Annotated in this window: 19 protein-coding genes and 1 pseudogene; 7 read left to right on the top strand and 13 right to left on the bottom strand. The window is 70.8% G+C overall.

Annotated elements, in window-relative coordinates:
- Nucleotides 1-31: 31 nt before the first annotated feature.
- The 5 genes from Z052_RS09695 to Z052_RS09675 all read right to left on the bottom strand — a co-directional run bounded on the left by Z052_RS09695 (nucleotide 32) and on the right by Z052_RS09675 (nucleotide 5057).
- Nucleotides 32-1405, bottom strand: coding sequence for a glutamate-5-semialdehyde dehydrogenase (locus Z052_RS09695; RefSeq protein WP_086216368.1), 1374 nt, complete (start codon nucleotides 1403-1405; stop codon nucleotides 32-34).
- Nucleotides 1389-2264: a glutamate 5-kinase gene (gene proB, locus Z052_RS09690; RefSeq protein ID WP_086216369.1), complete on the bottom strand. Its 876-nt coding sequence runs from the start codon at nucleotides 2262-2264 to the stop codon at nucleotides 1389-1391. Before proB ends, Z052_RS09695 begins: the two co-directional genes overlap by 17 nt.
- Nucleotides 2257-3033, bottom strand: coding sequence for a pyrroline-5-carboxylate reductase (proC, locus tag Z052_RS09685; RefSeq protein WP_080508529.1), 777 nt, complete (start codon nucleotides 3031-3033; stop codon nucleotides 2257-2259). The genes proB and proC overlap by 8 nt, the downstream gene beginning before the upstream one ends.
- An 88-nt stretch (nucleotides 3034-3121) precedes the next feature.
- Complete coding sequence (locus Z052_RS09680; protein ID WP_089307634.1) at nucleotides 3122-4156, bottom strand: glycosyltransferase family 4 protein; 1035 nt, start codon at nucleotides 4154-4156, stop codon at nucleotides 3122-3124.
- Between the two features lie 34 nt (nucleotides 4157-4190).
- Nucleotides 4191-5057 (bottom strand): hypothetical protein, encoded by an 867-nt coding sequence (locus Z052_RS09675; RefSeq protein WP_049929532.1) that lies wholly within the window; start codon nucleotides 5055-5057, stop codon nucleotides 4191-4193.
- Nucleotides 5058-5176: 119 nt separating this feature from the next.
- Between Z052_RS09675 and Z052_RS09670 the strand changes: the two genes are divergently transcribed.
- On the top strand, nucleotides 5177-6190 hold the full coding sequence (locus Z052_RS09670; protein WP_086216373.1) for a lysylphosphatidylglycerol synthase transmembrane domain-containing protein: 1014 nt from the start codon (nucleotides 5177-5179) through the stop codon (nucleotides 6188-6190).
- A gap of 9 nt (nucleotides 6191-6199) precedes the next feature.
- Here Z052_RS09670 and Z052_RS09665 read toward each other — a convergent pair whose 3' ends face one another.
- The 3 genes from Z052_RS09665 to Z052_RS09655 all read right to left on the bottom strand — a co-directional run bounded on the left by Z052_RS09665 (nucleotide 6200) and on the right by Z052_RS09655 (nucleotide 9532).
- Nucleotides 6200-6667, bottom strand: a complete 468-nt coding sequence (locus Z052_RS09665) for a hypothetical protein (RefSeq protein ID WP_094519766.1) — start codon at nucleotides 6665-6667, stop codon at nucleotides 6200-6202.
- A 63-nt stretch (nucleotides 6668-6730) separates the two neighbouring features.
- Entirely contained in the window at nucleotides 6731-8467 is a 1737-nt protein-coding gene (locus Z052_RS09660; protein ID WP_094519767.1) for a DUF2070 family protein, read from the bottom strand.
- Entirely contained in the window at nucleotides 8468-9532 is a 1065-nt protein-coding gene (locus Z052_RS09655; RefSeq protein WP_089307638.1) for a glycosyltransferase, read from the bottom strand. It lies immediately after the preceding gene.
- Between the two features lie 262 nt (nucleotides 9533-9794).
- Here Z052_RS09655 and Z052_RS09650 point away from each other — a divergent pair, with 262 nt between their 5' ends.
- Together Z052_RS09650 and moaC are read left to right on the top strand one after the other, a co-directional pair.
- Nucleotides 9795-11264 carry an NAD(P)H-hydrate dehydratase gene (locus Z052_RS09650; protein WP_094519768.1) on the top strand — a complete coding sequence of 490 codons (1470 nt, stop codon included), beginning with the start codon at nucleotides 9795-9797 and terminating at the stop codon, nucleotides 11262-11264.
- Nucleotides 11257-11793 (top strand): cyclic pyranopterin monophosphate synthase MoaC, encoded by a 537-nt coding sequence (gene moaC, locus Z052_RS09645; RefSeq protein ID WP_089307640.1) that lies wholly within the window; start codon nucleotides 11257-11259, stop codon nucleotides 11791-11793. The genes Z052_RS09650 and moaC overlap by 8 nt, the downstream gene beginning before the upstream one ends.
- Before the next feature lie 30 nt (nucleotides 11794-11823).
- Here moaC and Z052_RS09640 read toward each other — a convergent pair whose 3' ends face one another.
- Nucleotides 11824-13008, bottom strand: coding sequence for a glycine cleavage system aminomethyltransferase GcvT (locus Z052_RS09640; protein WP_094519769.1), 1185 nt, complete (start codon nucleotides 13006-13008; stop codon nucleotides 11824-11826).
- A 132-nt stretch (nucleotides 13009-13140) separates the two neighbouring features.
- On the opposite strand from Z052_RS09640, the gene Z052_RS09635 reads away from it, so the two are divergent.
- Complete coding sequence (locus Z052_RS09635) at nucleotides 13141-13803, top strand: S26 family signal peptidase (RefSeq protein WP_049929542.1); 663 nt, start codon at nucleotides 13141-13143, stop codon at nucleotides 13801-13803.
- A gap of 189 nt (nucleotides 13804-13992) precedes the next feature.
- Here Z052_RS09635 and Z052_RS09630 read toward each other — a convergent pair whose 3' ends face one another.
- Nucleotides 13993-14565: an NYN domain-containing protein gene (locus Z052_RS09630; protein ID WP_049929543.1), complete on the bottom strand. Its 573-nt coding sequence runs from the start codon at nucleotides 14563-14565 to the stop codon at nucleotides 13993-13995.
- 220 nt (nucleotides 14566-14785) lie between these two features.
- On the opposite strand from Z052_RS09630, the gene Z052_RS09625 reads away from it, so the two are divergent.
- Together Z052_RS09625 and Z052_RS09620 are read left to right on the top strand one after the other, a co-directional pair.
- Nucleotides 14786-15037: a hypothetical protein gene (locus Z052_RS09625; RefSeq protein ID WP_049929544.1), complete on the top strand. Its 252-nt coding sequence runs from the start codon at nucleotides 14786-14788 to the stop codon at nucleotides 15035-15037.
- A 110-nt stretch (nucleotides 15038-15147) separates the two neighbouring features.
- Nucleotides 15148-16326 (top strand): inorganic phosphate transporter, encoded by a 1179-nt coding sequence (locus Z052_RS09620; RefSeq protein WP_094519770.1) that lies wholly within the window; start codon nucleotides 15148-15150, stop codon nucleotides 16324-16326.
- A gap of 19 nt (nucleotides 16327-16345) precedes the next feature.
- On the opposite strand, the gene ilvD is transcribed toward Z052_RS09620, so the two are convergent.
- The gene (gene ilvD, locus Z052_RS09615; protein ID WP_049929546.1) at nucleotides 16346-18133 is read right to left on the bottom strand and encodes a dihydroxy-acid dehydratase; all 1788 of its coding nucleotides are present in this window, start codon (nucleotides 18131-18133) and stop codon (nucleotides 16346-16348) included.
- 172 nt (nucleotides 18134-18305) lie between these two features.
- Here ilvD and Z052_RS09610 point away from each other — a divergent pair, with 172 nt between their 5' ends.
- Nucleotides 18306-18716, top strand: a complete 411-nt coding sequence (locus Z052_RS09610) for a hypothetical protein (protein ID WP_049929547.1) — start codon at nucleotides 18306-18308, stop codon at nucleotides 18714-18716.
- Here the strand turns inward: Z052_RS09610 and Z052_RS09605 are convergent.
- Nucleotides 18700-19128, bottom strand: coding sequence for a universal stress protein (locus Z052_RS09605; protein WP_049929548.1), 429 nt, complete (start codon nucleotides 19126-19128; stop codon nucleotides 18700-18702). The two genes, Z052_RS09610 and Z052_RS09605, sit on opposite strands and share 17 nt — an antisense overlap.
- Nucleotides 19129-19411: 283 nt before the next feature.
- Nucleotides 19412-19773 (bottom strand): annotated as a pseudogene (locus Z052_RS09595) (VOC family protein).
- Nucleotides 19774-19936: the final 163 nt, after the last annotated feature.

Raw genomic sequence — 19936 nt, 5'->3', positions numbered from 1 at the left:
CGATCGGACCGACGGGGTATCGGCGCCGTCGCTATCGCGTCGACAGCGAGCCCGGCGTCCACTCGGCGCCGTCGAGCTCGCGGTGCGTGAACGGGACCGCGTCCTCGCCGCTGTAGCTCGCGACGAGGTGGCCGTCGCCCTCGAGGTAGTACTTGTACGTGGTGAGCCCCGCCAGTCCGACCGGCCCGCGGGCGTGGATCTTGCCGGTCGAGATGCCGACCTCGGCGCCGAGCCCGTAGCGGTAGCCGTCCGCGAACCGCGTCGACGCGTTGTGGAACACGCTCGCGGCGTCGACGCCGGTCATGAACGTCTCGGCCGTCTCGGCGTCCTCGGTGAGGACCGACTCGGTGTGTTTCGATCCGTGGTCGTTGGCGTGTTCGACCGCGGCGTACACGTCGTCGACGACGGCGATCGACAGTTCGAGGTCGCCGTACTCGGTGTCCCAGTCGTCGTCGGTCGCGGGCTCGATGTCGACGACCTCGCGGGTCCGCCGGTCGCCGCGCAGCTCGACGCCGGCCGCCTCGTACCGCTCGACGAGACCGGGGAGGAACGCGTCGGCGACGGACTCGTGGACGAGCAGCGTCTCGACGGCGTTACACACCGCCGGGTACTGGACCTTCGCGTCGAAGGCGACGGCTTCGGCCATCTCCAAGTCGGCCGCCTCGTCGACGTAGACGTGGCAGATCCCCTCGGTGTGTCCCAACACGGGGATCTGGGTGTTCTCCTGGATGTAGGAGACGAACTCCGAGGAGCCGCGCGGCATGACGAGGTCGACGCGGTCGTCGAGTTCGAGCAGGCGGTCGACCTCCTCGTGCGCCTCGATGAGCGCGGCCCAGCCGTCGGGCAGGTCGGCGGTCGCCTCGACGATCGCCTCGTACAGCACGCGGTTCGACTCGCTGGCCTCGCTGCCCCCTTTGAGGACGACGGCGTTGCCGGACTTCAACGCGAGCGCCGCGATCTGGACCAGGGCGTCGGGCCGCGACTCGAACACGGTCGCGACGACGCCGATCGGCACGGCGACCCGGTACAGCTCCAGGTCCTCGTCGAGCTCGCGCGCCGCGAGCGTCTCCCCGAGCGGGTCGTCCTGTGCGGCGACCGACTCGACCATCGAGGCGATCTCCTCGATCTTCGTCTCGTCGAGCTTCAGGCGGTCGACTAAGGCCTGCGTGTACTCCCCCTCGGCGAGCATCCGCTCCGCCTCCTCGACGTCGACCGCGTTCGCGTCGAGTATCTCGGACTCGCGCTCGCGGATCGCGTCGGCGATCGACCGGAGCGCCTCGTTCCGCGTCGCCTCGTCGGCGTTCGCGAGCCGGAGCGCGGCGCGTTCGGCCCGCCGGGCCAGCTCGTCGGTGTCGGCCTCCACGTCGGTGTCCGGTTCCGTGTCGGTGTCACTCATCGTCGTCACCAGTCTCTGGCACGAATAGCGTGCCCGTCGGCTTACCCGCTACGATCCGCGCTAACACGTCGCGCTCGGCGGAGCCCGCGATGATCGCTGGGATCCCGTTGCGGCTCACGTCGTGGGCGCCCTCCACTTTCGTCCGGATCCCGCCGAAGTCGGTCGCGGTGCCGTCGCCGACGATCTCGCGGAGCCGCTCGTAGCCGTCGTCGACCGCCTCGATCAGCTCGGCGTCCGCGTCGCGCTTCGGGTTCCCGGTGTAGACGCCGTCGACGTCGGTGAGCGTCACGAGGAGGTCGGCGTCGAGACCGATCGCGATCGACGCCGACAGCATGTCGTTGTCGCCGATCCGGAGCTCGTCGGTCGCCACCGCGTCGTTCTCGTTGACCACGGGGACGACGCCCCACGACAGCAGCTTCTCGACGGTGTTGGTGAAGTTGTCGAACCGCTCCGGCGCGTCGAGGTCCGTGCCCGTCACGAGGATCTGCGCCACGTCCTGGTCGAACCGCTCGAAGCTCTGCGTGTAGTGGCGCATCAACAGCCCCTGTCCGACCGTCGAGAGCGCCTGGCTCTCGGCGATCGAGTCGACCCCGTCGCGCGACTCCGGTCCCACGTCGAGCCGTCCGGTGCCGGCGCCGACCGCCCCCGAGGAGACCAACACGACCTCGGTGCCGCGCTCGCGGAGGTCCATCACGTCGGCGACGAGCTTGTCGAGCTTCACGCGGTCGAGCCGGGAGTCCGCGTCGGTCAGGGAGTTCGTTCCGGCCTTGACGATCACCCGGTCCGCGCCGGCCGCCTCCCGCCGAGCGGCCTCAACGCGCTCGGGGTCTGCCGTGCCGACTCGCTCGACGCTCGCGTCCTCAGGCATCGTCGAAGGCCTCGGCGAGCTCTCGGGAGCGACGCTCCGCGGCCGCGACGGCGTCCTCGACCGCCTCGTCGGCGTCGCTGTCCCAGAGCACGTCCATCCCCTCGATCGTCGTCCCGTTGGGCGAGCAGACCGCGTCGATCAGCTCGTCGACGCTGCGGTCGTCGCGCAACACCGTCTCCGCGGCGCCCTTGAACGTCTGGGCGGCCAGCGTCTCCGCCTGCTCGGGGTCGAGTCCGCTGTCGATCCCGCCCTGCTTCATCGCGTCGATCAGGTAGAAAGCGAACGCGGGGCCGCTGCCGTTGACGGCGGTCGAGACGTGCATCAGCGACTCGTCGACCTCGACGAACTCCCCGACCGCGTCGAGCATCTCGCGGACCTCGTCGGTGAGGCCCGCGTTCGTCGCCGCCGCGGCCATGTCGCCCGTCTCGGCGGCGAGGTTGGGCATGATCCTGACGACCGGCGCGTCCGTGCGCTCGGCGACGAACTCGCGTGGGAGCCCCGCCGCCAGCGTCACGAGCTGCTGGTCCGCCCGGAGGTCGAGGTCGTCGAGAACCGCCGGCGCCACGTCGGGCTTCACCGCGAGGACGACGATGTCGGCGTCGCGCGCCGCCGCCACGTCCTCGGTCGTCTCGTCGACGGCGTCTTCGATCGCGGCGAGCGCCTCGGGGTCGAGGTCGATCGCCGTGAGGTGGTACCCCTCCGCGCGGGCAAGCCCCCTGAGCAGGGCGCCGCCCATGTTCCCGCAGCCGATAACGCTCACACGAGTCATTTGGCTCTACGGAGTCGACCGGAGGACATACCAACTGCGGTTTTCGCAAGTTTCCGCGAACGGCCGCCGATCGGCCGCTCCGGACCGCTCAAACGAGATCCGCGTACAGCGAGCGGTACCGGTCGGCGATCGCGTCGAGCGAGAACTCCTCGCTTCGCGCCGCGGCGTTGGCGCCGAGCCCCGCCCGGCGGTCGGCGTCGCGGAGCTCGTCTAGCGCGTCGACGAAGCCCTCGACGTTGTCTCCGGGGGCGTCGGTGACGTCCGCGCTCGCGGCGCCGTCTCCACCGCCCTCGCTGCCCACCTTCAGACATTCCTCGCCGTCTTCCAGCCACGAGAACGTCTCGATGTCGCGCACGACGAGGGGTTTCCCGGCCGCCATCGCCTCCAGCAGCGCGATCCCCTCGTTCTCCTCGTGGGTCGGGAAACAGAACACGTCGCCCGCGGCGTACGCGCCTCGGATGTCGTCGACGAACCCCGTGAACGTACAGTTCGACGGCGCCTCGTCGATGAGCCGCTTCGTCTCGCGGCCCTTCAGCGATCGGTCGACGTGGCCGAACCACGCGAAGTCGACGTCCGGCATCCGATGGGCCGTCTCGACGAACGTCTCTAACCCCTTCCGCTTGATCACGTGGCCGACCATGAACACCGTCGGCGGGTCGAGGTCGTAGCGCTCGCGGTACTCCGCTTCCAGCGACTCGAAGCCGTCGAGCTTCTCGCGGTCGACCCCGTTCGAGACGACCGTCGTCGGCACGTCCGCGTACCCGCGGATCACGTCGCGGTTGTACTCGGAGGGACAGACGAGCCGGTCTGCGAGCCCGTACGCGCGCCGGAGGTACGGCTTCAGCGGTCGCGCGAGCGCGTTCGTGAACCGGAAGCTGTCGCCGAAGTCCTCGGCGGTGACGTGGGTGTGCGCGACGACGGGCACGCCCGCCTTCCGGGCGCGCCGCGCGTACCAGACCGAGCGCGGGCCCATCAGATTGAGGTGGAGTACGTCGGCGTCCAGCGTCGGCTCCGTGGTGTACTCGATCCCGACCCGGTCGAACATCTTGCGCTGGTGGTCGACGGACGCGGCCATCCCGCCGGTGACGTGCTCCTCGAACTCGAAGTAGTGGCTGACCTTCATCGGAGACACCGGCGGTGGACCCGGTTGGAGCCGATCACTCGACTTCCAGCCACGGGACCTCCATCAGCGCGGGGATGTACGTCTCGATGTGGTGTTCCCAGACGCCCTCCTCGCCGAACGCCTCGCCGTGGTCGGCGGTGACGACGACGTCGCCGTCGAGTTCCTCGACGAGCTCCGAGACGCTCTCCAAGGCGATCCGGAGGTTCTCCTCGTACATCGACAGCGCGGTCACGCGCGTGCCGTCCGTCACGAGGTCCTTCGGGTCGAGTTCGAGCCACAGCCCCGCCTTCTGGGCGAACTCGCTGTCGTCCAGCCGGCTCTCGATCTTCGGCCGGACTGTGTCGCTGAGCGAGGAGAGCAGTCCGCCGTCGTCGTCGCCGCCGTCGCTCGCCTCCTCTTCCCCCTGCTCTCTGATCCCCTTCTGGATCTGCTTGAGCTTCTGCCCCTTCCCGCGGGAGAGGTAGGGAGCGTGCGGCTGCATGTAGTGGAGGACGGTGCGGTCGGCGCGCTCGACCGCGTCGAGGTTGTTCCGGTACGCCCGGGTGAGCCCCTCCGGCGGGACGGTGCCGAGATCGTCGTCCCACTGGGTCTTCCAGACGTCGTGGATGTCGCTGATGTGCTCGGAGGCGGTCCACTCGTAGTCGCAGCTGGCGCCCCACTTGAGCTCGTTCAGCGGGATCCCGAGGTCGTTGATGAACGGGTTCCCGGAGAAGTACGCGATGTCGTGTTCGCCCGTGAACGTGCGGTAGGCCCACTCCGGCGTCGACGACCCGACGCTCTCGCGCTTTTCGAGCGTCCCGTCGAGGTACTCGTCGTACACGTCGGCGAACACGTCGTACCGGCACGCGTCGAGCACCAGACAGTAGTCCCAGTCCGACTCGAGGAACCGCTGATCTTCCATTGGGTGAGTCGTCGGCCCGCCGGTACGTATGTATTCCCATTCGGCGCCTCCGGGGTCGAGAGGGCCGCGCGGCGGCCGCGAAGCAGACGTTTCAAGTTCGCTACCGACCCACCCCGTCTATGGAAGGCCCACAACGGCGCGCGCTAATCTTGGGGGCTGGCGGCGCGGTCCTCCTCCTCGCGGTGCTTTTCGTCGTCGTCGGGGTCGATCGCGTCGTCGACGCGCTCGTCCGCGCCGACCCGGCGCTCGTCGCCGCGGCCGCCGGACTGGGGCTCTGCTGGCTCGCCGCGTGGAGCCTCATGCTGCGCGCGGTGTTGGGTGCGCTCGACGTCGAGATGTCCGTCCCGACCGCGTTCCTCGTGTACAGCGGCGCCGCGTTCGCCAACAACGTCACCCCGTTCGGGCAGGCCGGGGGCGAGCCGGTCGCCGCCGCGCTCATCTCGAAGGTGGGTGAGGCGCGCTACGAGACGGGGCTCGTCGGCATCGCGAGCGTCGACGTGCTCAACGTCGTCCCCTCCGTCTCGCTCGTGTTCCTCGGCGTCGGGTCGTACGCGGCCACCACCGCGGTCGGCGACCGCGTCGGGTTCGCCGTCGCGAGCGCGGTCGGCCTGATCGCCGCGATCGTCACGGCGATCGCCTTCATCTGGCGCTACCGCACCGCCGTCGTCGACCGCGTCCCCGGCGCCGTCGGGCCGTTCCTCGGGCGGTTCGAGCGCTTCGACGCCGAGACGATCGAGGCGGGGCTCGCCGACCGGCTGGGGAACTTCTTCGCCGACATCGAGCGCGTCGGCACGGACCGGCGGCGGCTCCTCGGCATCGTCGCCCTCTCGCTCGTCGGGTGGCTGTTTCAGGCGGCCGCGCTCACCGTCGCGTTCGCCGCGGTCGGGCACCCGGTCTCGCCGTTGATCCCCGTCTTCGTCGTCCCGCTGTCGTACGTCGCGGGCGCGACGCCGCTCCCGGGCGGACTCGGCGGCATCGAGGCCGCGCTCGTCGGCCTCCTCGTGCCCACGACCGGGGTCGCCGCGTCCGCGATCACCGCCGCGGTCCTGGTCTTCCGCGGCGCGGTCTACTGGCTCCCGATGGTGATCGGCGGCGCGTCGGCCTCCGCCCTCGGGGTCAAGGCGTTCGAGTAGCGCGGGTCGTCACGGCCGATCCGTCCGTCTGCGCACCGCCGCGCCGGCGACGAATGCCGCGCTCCCGAGCGTGAGAGCGACCACGAGAGCGACGACCGGGCCGATCCGGAGCCCGGTCAGCAGTTCGGCGCGGGGACGCAGAGCGACGACGGACGGACGCGGGACCGCGTACCCGCCGTCGCCGAGCGTATCGCCGCGGGCGAGCGCAGCGAGCGGCGGGACGACGAAGACCCAGACGGTCGCGAGGAAGACGGCTCCCCAGCCCACGAGGAGGCCGCCGCGACGTCGTCCGGCGTCCCCAGCTGCGCCGGCCGCGACGGCGATGAGGGCCGCCCAGAGGGGATAGCGTCCGGCGGCTCCCGTCGGCTCCCACGGGAGGACGACGAGGAGCGAGGCGGCGACGAACGCGGCCGCGACGACGCCGAGGGCGCGTTTCGGCGTCCGATCGGTGCTGAGGAGGAGGGCCCGGGAGACCATATCGAGGTCTCGGAGCGAGCGCACAAAAACGGCGGGTGCGGCTTCGCCCGGAGTACCCCAGTCTCAGAAGAAGAGCCACAGCACGAGCAGCACGTACAGCGTCACCAGGGCGATGATCGTCAGGCGGATGAGGATGTTGACGCTGAACACGAGCCCGTTATAGTCATTTTTCAGCAGCTTCACCGGCTCCGTCCGTCGGCTCGCGAACCCCACGGTCGCGGGCGCGACGTCGTCGACGGCGCGGTCGACCGCGCGCTCGATGGCGTCGAGGTCGGACTCGCGCATGTTGGCCAGCTCGTGGATCGACGCGTGGGTGTCCGTCGAGAAGGGGATCACGGCGTCGAACTCGTCGCGGTACGCGTCGGCGGTCGCCCGCACGTCCGGGGTGAGGCCGTTCGTGTCGACGCCGATCCAGAGCACCTCCTGTCCGTCGACGGACTCGACCATCGCCAGCGCGTTCTGTGCGGTCCGCGTCACCGCGAAACCGGCGGCGTAGCCGTCGGCGAGGTCGGCCGTCGCGAGCCGGTCGCGGAAGTCGTCGAACGCGCGCTTCAGCCGGTCGGCCTCGGCGGAGCCGTACTGTATCTCCACCTCGGGGCCGTTCTGGATGTCGTGTCTGTGCTGGTCGATCAGCAGCACCTCGTCGTGGTCCACGTCGCGCATGAACACGCCGGTGTCGTAGTCGTCGATCCCCTCGCCGTGGAGGACGATCACCTGCCGGTCGCCGATCCGTCGGCCGTGGAACCTGACGTCCGCGTACCCCTCCCGCTCGCCGTACGACTCGGTGACGAGCCGCGAGACTCGCTCCGTCCGGTCCGGGTCCGCGACCGCGTCGAGGATCCGCTCCGCGTCCGCCGGGTCCGAGAGGTCCTCCTTGTGGGTACACGGGACGTGGAAGAAGAAGCCGGCGTCGCCGTCCGCGGCGGCTCCGCCGTCGGCCGCGACCGCGGCGCGGTCGGTCGCGCCGTCCTCGCCCTCCCGACCGCCGTTCAGCGCGTCGATCAGGTTCCCGCTCAGCTGGCCGCCGCCGAACCCGCCGAGCGGACCGGGGTGGACCCACGGCGCCGCGACGGTGAGCCGGTCCCCGTTGTCGACCGCGAACGTCTCGACCGCGGGGCGGGCCTCGACGCCCAAGTCGAGCGACTCGCGGTCGTTCCGGAGCAGCCCGGAGGTGAGCGCGAACGCGGAGACGTCGGTGTTGCTCCGGATCAGGTAGTCGACGACGAGGAGCACCAACACGAGGAACCCGGCCGCGATGAGCAGCGACGCGAACGCGAACACGTGGCGGTACGTCGAGAAGCCGAGCTCGCTCCCGCCCAGCGCGTAGAAGGCGGCGATGAGCAGGGCCGGCTCGGCGAGCGACGCGAGGAGGATCCGGTCGGAGCGGTCGATCCCCGTCGAGACGACGAGCACCAGGATGTTGAGCAGGTACAGCGTGATGAAGCTCAGCCAGATGATGCTCCACGCGTTCCCGACGTTGTCCGCGCCGGAGAGCACGAGCGCGTACACGAACAGGACGAACTGCGAGGTGAGCGCGAGGAAGTAGCTCCACGACCGCGGGTAGCCGTCGAGGACGCGGGGGAACAGCTCCGCGGCGACGACGAACGGGACGAGGAAGATGAGGACCGCCACCGGCACGATCCGCGACGGGTCCAGAGCGAACGGCGTGAAGACCGTTATCGCCGCGACCGTGGCGACGCCGTACACCCCGCTCAGAAGGACGAGCGCGGCGGCCTGAACCCGGAGCCGCGGCACCGAGAACACGAGCCGCTGGAAGGCGTCGACGTTGTCCGCGCCCATCTAGCCGGTCACCCCGTAGATCGATTCGAGCTCGTCGACGGTCTGCTCCACCGAGAACCGCTCGACCGCGGCGCGGGTGTCCCTGTCGCCGTCGAGGCAGTCGCGGACCGCGCGCTCCATGTCGTCGAGGTCGTCCAGCGCGAACCGCGCGCCGTTCTCCGGACCGATCGTCTCGTCGAACGGCGCCACGTCGGCGGCCGCGACCGGGGTGCCGCAGGCGTTCGCCTCCAGCGTCGAGAGCCCGAGCGTGTCGCAGGTCGAGGCCGTGACGAAGACGTCGAGCGCGGCGTAGAAGTCGGGGAGTTCCTCCCGCGGGAGGAAGTCGTGGAACCGGACGTTCGCCGGGGCGTCCGCCTCCAGCTCCGCCCGGACCGGCCCTTCGCCGACGAGTTCGAACCGCGCCTCGGGGAGCCGCGCCGCGAGCCGGAGAATCTCGTCGACGTTCTTCTTGCGGGTCATCCGACCGCTGTACCCGACGACGGGCCGGTCGTCTCCGTTCGGTCCCCCGTCGGCCGCCAGCGAGTCCGCGCCGGCGTTCTCGCGGGGGCGGAACCGGTCCATCTCGATGCCGACCGGGAGCCGGTACGGCTTCACGTCGCGGCGGATCCGCGAGGTCGAGGCGGTGACGCAGTCGAACGCGTTCAAAAAGCGGTTCTCGTAGGCGACGTACGCCCGTCCCGCGAGCGCGGCGAGCCGTTCGGACTTGAGCCCCTGGACGAAGTAGTCCTCCACGGGGGTGTGATGGGTGTACACCGAGGTGGCGCCGTACCGCTTCGCGTACCGGAGCCCCATCAACCCAGTCGACGCCGGGCCGTGACAGTGGACGACGTCGAGGTCGGGGAGCGTCGAGAGGCGGCGGTAGGTGGGGAAGCGGTACTGCCGGTAGAACGGGTTCGGCAGCGAGCGGACCGGGATCTCGCCGTCGTCGGGCTCGTGGCTGCTCGCGGGGTAGACGACGTACACGTCGTGGCCCCGCGCTTCGAGGCGCTCGCGCCACGCCTGTATGGTGTAGGTGACGCCGTCGATCCCGGGGAAGTAGCTGTCTGTGAAGAAGCCGATGTTCATGGTGGCGTCTGTCGGTCGTGCGGTCGCGGTCGGCCGCGGCCGCCGGGGCGGACTCGGCGCGGAGGGGACGAGCCGGGTACGTCGGCCGCGGAGGGGGTTGCCGGGGCGGCCGGGCCGACGAGGGGTACCGATGCCACAGTTATTCGCCGAGTTCTCCACCTGACCGCTTCAACATTTTCATTTCCGAAGCGCGGCGGGCGCAGCGCTGTCGAGGTGGCTCTGACCCCGACCGCTTAATCCCCGGGCGCTCGAACCGCCGAGCATGATCACGACCGACCGCATGGCGGCCGTCGACGCCAACGCGGCCGCGCTCGGCGTCCCGCGCAAACAGCTGATGGAGTCGTCCGGCAACGCCGTCGCCCGCGAAGTGCGGGCCGTCGCGGACCCGGGTGCCGCCGTCGCGCTCGTCTGCGGCCGCGGGAACAACGGCGGCGACGCCCTCGTCGCGGCGCGGTTCCTGAAGCGGTACGACGTGACGGTCCACCTGCTCGGACGCCCCGCGACGATCCGGACCGACATCGCGCGAGAGAACTGGGCGGCGGTTGAAGCGACGGAGATCACGACCGAGACGGTCACCGACTCCCGCGACTTCTCCCTCGCCGCTCCCGACGGCGACGGCCCGGACGTCGTCGTCGACGCGATGCTCGGCTCCGGGGTCTCCGGCGGCCTCCGCGAGCCGGAACGAACCGCCGCCGCGGCGATCAACGCGACCGACGCGACGGTGATCGCGGTCGACGTGCCCTCCGGGATCGACGCCGACACCGGCGAACCGACCGGCGAGGCGGCGACCGACGGTCCGGCCGACCCAGTCGCCGTCGACGCCGACCGCGTGGTGACGTTCCACGACGAGAAGCCCGGACTCGACGCCGCCGGCGTCACGGTCGCGGACATCGGGATCCCGGCCGCCGCGGAGTGGTTCACCGGCCCCGGCGATCTCCTCGGGCTCGACCGCGATCCGGACTCGCACAAGGGGGACAACGGCGAGGTGCTGGTGGTCGGGGGCGGACCCTACACCGGGGCGCCGACGCTGTCCGCGATGGCCGCGCTCCGCGCGGGCGCCGACCTCGTCCGCGTGGCGTGCCCCAAGTCGGTCGCCGGCGCGGTCCAGGGGTTCTCGCCGAACCTCATCGTCCGCGCGCTGCCCGGCGACCGCGTCGAGCCCGCCCACGTCGACCGGGTCGCGTCGCTCGCGGCCGAAAGCGATGTCACTGTCCTCGGCCCGGGCCTCGGCGGCGGCGACGGGGCTCGGGAGTTCGTCCGCGAGTTCCTGACGGGCTACGACGGACGCGGCGTCGTCGACGCCGACGCGCTCCGGGTCGTCCCCGAGGTCGACACCGACGCCGACCTGATCTGTACGCCGCACCAGGGCGAACTCGTCGACATGGGCGGCGAGAGGGCGTCAGACCCGGACGAGCGCGCGGAACTGGTCGACGAGTTCGCGGGCGGGCTGGGCCACACGCTGCTCGTGAAGGGCGCTGTCGACGTGGTCGCCGACGGCGACGAGACACGGCTCAACCGCACCGGGAACCCCGGCATGACGGTCGGCGGGACGGGCGACGTGCTCGCGGGGACGGTCGGCGCGCTGGCGGCCGTGACGGAGCCGTTCCGGGCGGCCGCGGTCGGCGCGTACGCCGTCGGCCGGGCCGGCGACGCGGCCGCGGAGGCGAACGGCGCGGGGTTGGTGGCGACGGACTTACCCGATCGGCTGCCGGAGGCGATGCGTGATGAGTGAGGAGGACGCGGTCCGGTCCGGCGACGGGAGCAACGGAGGCGACGGCAGCCCGGACGACCTGACACACACCGACGACGCCGGCGACGTCCAGATGGTCGACGTGGGCGCGAAGCCCGACAGCAGCCGGCGAGCGGTCGCCCGCGGGGAGATCCGGCTGACGCCGGGGACGATCGCGGCGGTCGAGGCCGACGCGGTCGAGAAGGGCGACGTGCTCGCGACCGCCCGGATCGGCGCCGTTCAGGCGGTGAAACACACCTGGGAGACGATCCCGATGTGCCACCAGATCCCGATCACGAACGTCGACGCCGAGTTCGCGGTCGGCGACGACCGGATCGAGCTGACGGTCGCGGTCGAGACCACCGGCAAGACGGGCTGTGAGATGGAGGCGCTGGAGGGCGTCACGACCGGGCTCAACACCGTCTGGGACATGGTGAAGGCCGCGGAGAAGGACGCCGACGGCCAGTACCCCGACACGCGGATCGCGGACGTGAAAGTGGTCGACAAACGGAAGGAGACGGTCGACGCGTAGCCGCGGCCCGGGGGGCCGCCGCGGTTCGCCTCAGCGGTCGAGGAACGGCGGGACCACGACTTCGGCGCGCTTCTCGTCGCCGCGCACGACGACGCTCACCTCGGTGCCGGCGTCGGCGTACGACTCGTGGAGGTACCCCAGCCCGATCGGCTCGTCGAGCGTCGGGCTCATCGTCCCGGAGGTGAGCTTCCCGACTCTGGTGAGGTCCCCGTCGGTGACGGCGTACCCGCCGCGGGGCACGCCGCGCTCCGAGAGCCTGACGCCGACGAACTTCTCGTCGACGCCCTGCTCCTTCTGGACCTCCAGCGCGTCGCGGCCGACGAACTCCGTGTCGAGCTTCACGACGAAGCCGATCCGCGCCTCGTACGGGGTCCGGGGCTCACCCTCGGGATCGAAGTCCTGTCCGGACAGCAGGAACCCCATCTCGGTGCGGAGCGTGTCGCGCGCGCCGAGGCCGCACGGCTGCGCCTCGCGGGGCGCGTCGACGAACGCCTCCCAGACGGCGCCGGCGTCGGCGGCCGGGCACATCACCTCGAAGCCGTCCTCGCCGGTGTAACCGGTGCGCGCGACCCAGCTCTCGACCCCCGCCACCGCCGCCACCGCCGCCTCGAACTTCGAGAGGCCGACGACGCGGTCGCGGGGCGTGGTCTGGTCGAGGGCGTCGGCCGCGTCGGGGCCCTGGACCGCGAGCATCGCCCAGTCCCCCGTGGCGTTCGCGACGGTCGCGTCGAGCCCCCACTCGTCGCGGTGCGCGGTCCAGCGGTCGGCCATCTGTCCGTCGTGGCCCGCGTTCGGTACGAAGAGGTACGCCGGGTCGCCGCTCGGCGCGTCGAGGTCGCCGCCGTGGTCGCTCTCCAACGCCGTGAGCGACGCCGCCCCTTCCCCGGCCGGAGTCCCGTCGGGGAGCCGGTAGACGACCGTGTCGTCGAGCATCACGCCCTCCCCGTTCGTGATCGCGGCGTACTGGGAGTCCCCGGGGTCGAGCGCGCGCACGTCGTTGGTCGTGAGTCGGTTCATCAGTTCGGTCGCGTCCGGGCCGGCCACCTCGATCTCGCCCATGTGGGAGACATCGAAGACGCCGACCGACTCGCGGACCGCCGCGTGTTCGGTCCGGATCGAGTCGAACTCGACGGGCATCTGCCAGCCGCCGAAGTCGGTGAACTTCGCACCGCGCGCGTCGTGGGCGTCGTGGAGCGGAGGGAGACGGTCGGTCATACGCGCACCCTCTCCCGGGCGAGCCTAAGGTGTTGTGACAGCGGCGGTCCGCGCGTCCGCGGCGGGCCCGGCCGCGTGGCCCCGACCACCTCGAGCGACAGCCTCAAGCGGTCGCCGTGCCGTCTCCCGACCGTGAGCAGTTCCCGTCCCGACACCGCCGCCGCGGTGGCGCCCGCGGTCGCCGTCCTCCTCGTCGCGGTCCTGCTCGGCGCCGTCGTGGGCACGTGGCCGCCGTTCGTCGCGGTCGAGAGCGGCAGCATGACTCCCGGCGTCGAGCGCGGCGACCTCGTCGTCGTCACGGCCGCCGACCGAACGCCGTGGGGCGACCTCTCGAGCGCCGCCGACGCGGACGCGCCGACGCGGCTCGGCGGACCGGGAGACGTGGTCGTTTACGCCGTTCCGGGCGCCGGGGGTCGCCCGGTGTTCCACCGCTTGGCGTTCCCCGTGGAGGCGGGCGAGGACTGGACGGAGCGGGCCGACCCGGACCTCCTCTCCGGCGACTGCGGGGAGCTCTCAACCTGTCCGGCGCCGTACGACGGGTACGTCACGCGCGGGGACGCGAACGGGCTGTACGACCAGAGCGCGGGCATCGCCCCGGTCGTCCCCGAGGAGTGGATCGCCGGCAAGGCGCTGTTCGCGGTGCCGAACCTCGGCTGGACACGGGTGGCGATCGACGCGGCGGCCGCGCGGTACGGCGGGGTCGCGACCGGAGTGGTCCTCGTCGGTCTCGCGGGACTGGCCGGCGGACTCGGCGCGCTGCTCTTGGGACGGCTCGGTCGGGGACGGCGGCGGTGAGTTGTCTCGGCGGGAGCGATTCTCTCATGAAAGCTCGCGACCGCCGGTAGCCGTCTTTTATACAATTCGGTGCGGCCGGCGCGAGGAGCGCGTGGGAGGTAGCGGTGAGGGAGGGGCGACCGCGGGGAGCCCCGAGCGAACCGCGAGGTCGGCGTTCAGCTATACGCGGCCGCCGGCGTCGCCCGACCGCTATCGCGTCGAGGGCGATCCGGCGTCCGTCTCGTCGTCGTCGCTCCCGGCGGCGTCGCTCTCGTCGCCGTCGAGCGTCACGGAGCCGTTGGCGGCGTTGCGGAGCGCGTCCGAGCGCCCGAACTCCCCGGGCGCGATGGCGAGCGTCCGGATCCCGTAGCCGTTGGCGGTCTCGACGACCGGCTTGAAGTCCGTGTCGCGCGAGGCGATCGCGAGGGTGTCCATTCGGTTCTCGGCCGCGAACCGCGCGGCGTCGACCGCGAGCTTCACGTCCACGTCGCCGCTCGTGATCACGACCTCGAAACCACGGGCCTCCGCGGCCTGAATCAGCCCCGGCGTCGCGTGCTCGTCGAGGTAGAGCCGGGTCGTCACCAGCGGGCCCTCGGCCTCGGCGGCCAGCCGCACGTCGTCGAGGTCCACGTCGAACTCCTCGCGCAACACGTTCGGGCCGTCGACGAACAGCGCCACGCCGTCGGTGTTCGCGTCCGTCGCGCGCTCGCCGGTCGTGCCATCGCTGCGGCCCGCCTCGCCGTCAGCGGTCGTCTCGCCTTCGGGCCCGTCGCCTCGGTCCATGAGCGGGCTTCGCCGCGGCCGGAAATAGGTATGCTGATTCGCGAGCGCTCCCGACGAACGCCTCCCGCCCGGTCTCGGTGTGTCGTCTGCCCAGTTATCCCCGGCAATTCGCCCGACCGACTTGGCGCTTCAACACCTTATATCCGTATTACGACCTGCCTCACGTCCGTAGTGAATATACGGAGACTTGAAATAGGATGTCCAAGAATAACGAGATAAGATGTCTCAATCAAACGCGTACACCGTCATTTCCGCACAGAACGATCACGATTGTACCACTGTACGTGCCCATCCACGCAACGAGACGTTCCACGTCGTCGACTACGCCGACGAGGACGCCCGCGAGCGCGTCGCCGACCTGCCGGTAGGGTCGGTCGTGAAGATGGAACTCTCCCGCGCCGGGCGTCGGAGCAACGTCTGGCGCGCCGAGTCGGTCAAGACCGCGCAGACCGACGGCGGCGAGTCCCGCTGACGCCGGACCGGCGGCCGCACCGGAACCGCGGCCGCAACGCCGTCAGTTTCGAGCCCGAATCGTGACCGATTACGACACTTATATGCCTCGTATGGCGGTACCACGATTCGATGGTGGAAACGCTCCTGGCGGTCGGGGTCGTCGCGTCGGCGTTCGTCGGCTTCAACATCGGCGGCTCCTCGACCGGCATCGCGTGGGGACCTCCCGTCGGGGCCGGCATCCTGAAGAAGACGACCGCCGCGGGACTCATGACGGCGTTCGTCTTCCTCGGCGGTTGGACCGTGGGGCGAAACGTGATGGACACGCTGAGCGGCGGGATCATCACGACGGAGCTCTCGCTCTCGGCGGGCGTCGCCGTGTTGTTCTTCATCGGACTCGGGATCCTCATCGCGAACATCTTCGGGGTCCCCGTGCCGACCTCGATGACGACCGTCGGAGCGATCGCCGGCCTCGGACTGGCGACCGACACGCTCGACTATGCGACGGTCTCGCGGATCGTCTCGTGGTGGATCGTGACCCCGATCATCGGGTTCTGGGTCGGCGTCGTGATCGGTCGGTACGTCTACCCGGCGGTGAACCGGCGGGTCCACATCGAGAAGTCCCCCGGCCCGCTGCTGCGACTCGACCGGGAGGGCGGGGTACCGAAGCCGGAACTCGGCCCGAACACGACGGTGACGGAGCTCATCAGCACGGTCGTCGTCCTCCTCATCGGCTGTTACATGTCGTTCAGCGCCGGCGCGAGCAACGTACCGAACGCCGCCGCGCCGCTGGTCAGCGGCGTCGGAGGGCTTCCGGAAAACACCGCTATCGGGATCGCCACGCTCGCGATCGGACTCGGCGGCTTCACGATCGCCCGCCGCACGATGGAGTCGGTCGGCGGCGAACTGAGCGACATCCCCCTGCTCGCGGCCCTCTTCGTGATGACGACGGCCTCGACGATCACGACGGTCCTCTCGTACCTCGGGATCCCGATCAGCCTCGTCATGGGCACGGTGATGACGATCGTCGGCATCGGGTGGGGACGCGCGACGCGGCCGGTCACCGTTCAGGAGGCGGTCACCCGGAACACCGGGGACAACGAGATCGTCCCCGGCGCGATAACCGTCTCGGAGGACGAAGAGGAGCGGTCGGCGCCGATCGGCGAGGCGGAACCGGAGGCGGTGTTGGAAGCCGGCGACCTGTTCAACCCCCGAGCGGTGCTGAAGTACATCTCGATGTGGATCATCGGCCCGTCCGTGTCGACCCTGCTGGCCTACGGGTTCTTCGTCCTCGTTCCGGGTGTCGCCTGACGGCGCGCGAACCGCCCGTTCAGTCCCGCGTGAGCCGCGGGTTCGTCACCGCGCCCTCCGCGGCCGAGGCGAAGTCGCGGCCGTACTTCGCGAGGATGCCGCCCTCGTAGGGCGGTTCGGGCGCGTCCCACGCCTCGCGGCGCTCGTCGAGCTCCTCGTCGGAGAGGTCCACGGTCAGGTCGCGCTCGGGGATGTCGACCGTGACGTGGTCGCCGTCCTCGATGAGCCCGATCGGACCGCCGACGGCGGCCTCGGGCGCGACGTGGCCGATCATCGGACCGCGGGTGCCGCCCGAGAAGCGGCCGTCGGTGAGCAGCGCCACGTCGTCCTCGTGGCCCGCGCCGACGACGGCGGCGGTGACGCCGAGCATCTCGCGCATGCCGGGGCCGCCGCGGGGCCCCTCGTTGCGGATGACGATCACGTCGCCGGACTCGATCGCCCCCGACTGGACGTACTCCATCGCGTCCTCCTCGTTCTCGAACACGCGGGCGGGGCCCTCGTGGTAGAACTCGTCGTCGCCGGTCACCTTCAGCACCGAGCCGTCCGGCGCGAGGTTGCCGTCGAGGATCTTGATGGCGCCCTCCTCCTCCTTCGGGTCCTCGACGGGGTAGAGGAAGTCGGCCTCGATATCGTCGTCGGCCGGGAGTTCGCCGCGCTCCTCCAGGGCCGCGATCTCCTCGGCGAGCGTCCGGCCCGTCACGGTCATCGCGTCGCCGTGGAGCAGGTCGGCCTCAAGTAGGCGGCGGAGCACGACCGGCACGCCGCCGACCTCGTGGAGGTCGTTCATGACGCGGCTCCCGCCGGGCTGGAGGTTCGCGATCTTCGGCGTGCGCCGGGAGATCTCGTCGAAGTCCTCGATAGAGAGGTCGACGTCGGCCTCGCCCGCGAGCGCGAGCAGGTGGAGGACCGCGTTCGTCGAGCCGCCCATCGCGGTCTGGGCCGCGATCGCGTTCTCGAACGACTCGCGCGAGAGGATGTCGGAGGGGCGGCGGTCGTTCTCGATACAGTCCATCGCCAGCTCGCCGGCGCGCTCGGCGACCGCGTAGCGCGCCTCGTCCTCCGCCGGCGGCGAGGCCGATCCGAGCGGCGCCAGCCCGAGCGCCTCCGACAGCGACGCCATCGTGTTCGCGGTGAACATCCCGCCACAGGAGCCCGCGCCGGGGCAGGCGTGCCGCTCTAACTCGTCGAGTTCGTCGGCGTCCATGTCGCCCTGCGCGTACGTGCCGACACCCTCGAACACCTGGACGATCGTCACGTCGCGGCCGTCGTGTTGCCCGGGCATGATCGAGCCGCCGTAGAGGAAGACGCTGGGGAGGTCCGTCCGGATCGCGGCCATCATCATCCCGGGGAGGTTCTTGTCGCAGCCCGCGACCGTCACGAGGGCGTCCATGCGCTCGCCGAAGGAGACGAGCTCGACGGAGTCGGCGATCACCTCCCGCGAGATCAGGCTCGCCTTCATCCCCTCCGTCCCCATCGAGATGGCGTCGGAGATGGTGATCGTGCCGAACTCGATCGGCATCCCCCCCGCCGCGTCGATGCCGTCGAGCGCGGCGTCCGCCACGTCGTCGAGGTGGACGTTACACGGCGTGATGTCGGCGGCCGGGTTCGGCACGCCGACGATCGGCGACGAGAGGTCCTCGTCGTCGAACCCCATCGCGCGGAACATGGCGCGGTGCGGCGCCTTGTCCGGCCCCTCTGTCACCTCGCGGCTCGGCAGGTCCTCGTCTTTCGTCCCGGCGAATCGGTCCGCGTCCTCCCGGCGACGACGCCGCTCGCCGTCGTCCGATCTCGACTGCTGTTCGCTCATACCCGACCCTGTCGCTCGGGGGTCTTAAACCGCCGCGTCGGGGCGAGGGTTGCTCGGCGGGGATCGCGGTTCCCCCCGCACGGAGTCGGCTTCCGGAAGCGGGGCTCGACACCCGTTATTCGACAGACGATAACGTATTGAACTCGCCCCTCGTCGTCGGTCGCGTATCAGCATGTCCGTCGCAAGCGCGGCCCGTCGCGTCGACGAGGATGACAGCCAGTTCCCCCCGCACGGGCCGGTTGAGGCATGTCTCGGCTACCTCCTGTTCTACATCCTCGTCATTCGCGTGACCCCGGCGGTCGTCGCGACGTCGGGCGACGCGGCCCTAAGTCTGCCGTCCTCGTTCGTCCGGTTCGGGCTCGCGGCCGCGCTGTGGTTCGTGCTCGTCGTGACGGCGGTCGACCAGGCGCGGCGGCTCGCGGCGCTCGGGGTCGGCACGAACGACGACCCCGGACTGCGCGTGCGGTCGCGCGTCGTACCGTCGTCACCACGAACCACGGGGTATCTGCTCGCGCTGATCGCGGACACCGCCGTCGCCATGGTAACGTTCGACGGAGCCGCTCTGGTCACCGAACGATCGTGACCGGGACCGGCGACCGCCTGGCGACCGTTTCGGCCACGTTCCCCACGAGGAACCGGCGCGTCATGCGGCGGCGGTCCGCCCCGTGAGCGCCGATCACGACCGTGTCGTAGTCGCCCGCCCGATTGATGATGTTCCGGGCCGGGTGGCCGATACCCACGACCGTGTCTATCTCTCGCCCCCGCTCGGCGGCCGCCGCGCGCGCCCGCTCAAAGGCGGGCTCGGCGCGTTCGGCGGCGGCCTCGTCGATGTCGTCCGCAAGGGCGAGGTCCGTCGCTTCGCCGAACATCGAGGAAGGGACACCGACGACGTGTAACACGGTGACGTCGGCCTCCGGAAAGCTGTCGAGCGCGTACGCGAGGGCCTCCACCGAGTGGTCGGAGTCGTCCATCGGGACGAGGATGCGTGAGACCATACCGTAGGTCAGACCGCCTACCCACCTAAGTCTCTTCCTCAGACGACGCCCGGGACGAGCCGATGGGATCCGTGGCGCCGCCCCGTCAACTCCCCGACACATCGGTCACGGACCTGCTTCCGCCGCGACGGCGTCGGAGTCGAACGACCAGACCGTCGACACCGCGGCCGCGCCGGCCGCGCCGGCCGCGTTGCCCGTCGCCACCAGTTCCCCGAGATCCGAGACGCCCCGGCCCCTCGCGGCGATGACCGCACCGGCGAACGCGTCGCCGGGCTCCGGCGGCTCACACCCGCGCTTTCAGCTCCACTCGGTAGCCGAACGGGTCCCTGACGTACACCGCGCCGGCCTCGCCGGTCGCGCCGAGCGGGGAGTCGAGCCGATTTTCGACCTCGACGCCGGCGTCGNNTCGACGACGACCGCGACGTGGTCGTAGTTCGTCCTCGCCGGCCGCTCGAACTCGGCGGTCGGCCACAGGTGGATCACCGCGGTCGCGGAGAGCCGCACGTCGAAGAAGGGCTTCTCTCCGGCCGCGTACAGCGCGTCCTCGATGCCGAAGCCGAGCGCCTCGCCGTAGAACTCGCGGGCCGCGTCGGCACCGCCTTCCGGGATGCGGAGGTTGACGTGGTCGATATGGCGTGCCTTCACGGGGGAGTGTTCGGCGTCCGGGCGCAAAAGTCGTCGGGCCGGGTACTGCCGGTCCGCGTCCGGCCGGAGACGTGGCGGTCGGCGACGGCGGGACGGTCCTGCGAACTGCGAACGTCCGCGGCACACTTATACACAGTCATGTAAACATCGCGCATGTCAGTGC

Origin of the sequence: Halorubrum sp. C191 (assembly GCF_002727095.1) — an archaeon.
Taxonomy (GTDB): Archaea; Halobacteriota; Halobacteria; order Halobacteriales; family Haloferacaceae; genus Halorubrum; species Halorubrum ezzemoulense.
This window is presented reverse-complemented; position numbering and strand designations above follow the sequence as displayed.

Excerpts from the sequence above, each read along its gene's own strand:
- Z052_RS09670 (WP_086216373.1), top strand. The coding sequence starts at position 5,177 with ATGGAAGGCCCACAACGGCGCGCGCTAATCTTGGGGGCTGGCGGCGCG.
- Z052_RS09650 (WP_094519768.1), top strand. The coding sequence starts at position 9,795 with ATGATCACGACCGACCGCATGGCGGCCGTCGACGCCAACGCGGCCGCG.
- moaC (WP_089307640.1), top strand. The coding sequence starts at position 11,257 with ATGAGTGAGGAGGACGCGGTCCGGTCCGGCGACGGGAGCAACGGAGGC.
- Z052_RS09605 (WP_049929548.1), bottom strand. The coding sequence starts at position 19,128 with ATGGTCTCACGCATCCTCGTCCCGATGGACGACTCCGACCACTCGGTG.
- Z052_RS09660 (WP_094519767.1), bottom strand. The coding sequence starts at position 8,467 with ATGGGCGCGGACAACGTCGACGCCTTCCAGCGGCTCGTGTTCTCGGTG.
- ilvD (WP_049929546.1), bottom strand. The coding sequence starts at position 18,133 with ATGAGCGAACAGCAGTCGAGATCGGACGACGGCGAGCGGCGTCGTCGC.
- Z052_RS09640 (WP_094519769.1), bottom strand. The coding sequence starts at position 13,008 with ATGACCGACCGTCTCCCTCCGCTCCACGACGCCCACGACGCGCGCGGT.
- Z052_RS09630 (WP_049929543.1), bottom strand. The coding sequence starts at position 14,565 with ATGGACCGAGGCGACGGGCCCGAAGGCGAGACGACCGCTGACGGCGAG.
- Z052_RS09625 (WP_049929544.1), top strand. The coding sequence starts at position 14,786 with ATGTCTCAATCAAACGCGTACACCGTCATTTCCGCACAGAACGATCAC.
- Z052_RS09665 (WP_094519766.1), bottom strand. The coding sequence starts at position 6,667 with ATGGTCTCCCGGGCCCTCCTCCTCAGCACCGATCGGACGCCGAAACGC.
- Z052_RS09675 (WP_049929532.1), bottom strand. The coding sequence starts at position 5,057 with ATGGAAGATCAGCGGTTCCTCGAGTCGGACTGGGACTACTGTCTGGTG.
- Z052_RS09680 (WP_089307634.1), bottom strand. The coding sequence starts at position 4,156 with ATGAAGGTCAGCCACTACTTCGAGTTCGAGGAGCACGTCACCGGCGGG.
- Z052_RS09655 (WP_089307638.1), bottom strand. The coding sequence starts at position 9,532 with ATGAACATCGGCTTCTTCACAGACAGCTACTTCCCCGGGATCGACGGC.
- proB (WP_086216369.1), bottom strand. The coding sequence starts at position 2,264 with ATGCCTGAGGACGCGAGCGTCGAGCGAGTCGGCACGGCAGACCCCGAG.
- proC (WP_080508529.1), bottom strand. The coding sequence starts at position 3,033 with ATGACTCGTGTGAGCGTTATCGGCTGCGGGAACATGGGCGGCGCCCTG.
- Z052_RS09620 (WP_094519770.1), top strand. The coding sequence starts at position 15,148 with ATGGTGGAAACGCTCCTGGCGGTCGGGGTCGTCGCGTCGGCGTTCGTC.
- Z052_RS09610 (WP_049929547.1), top strand. The coding sequence starts at position 18,306 with ATGTCCGTCGCAAGCGCGGCCCGTCGCGTCGACGAGGATGACAGCCAG.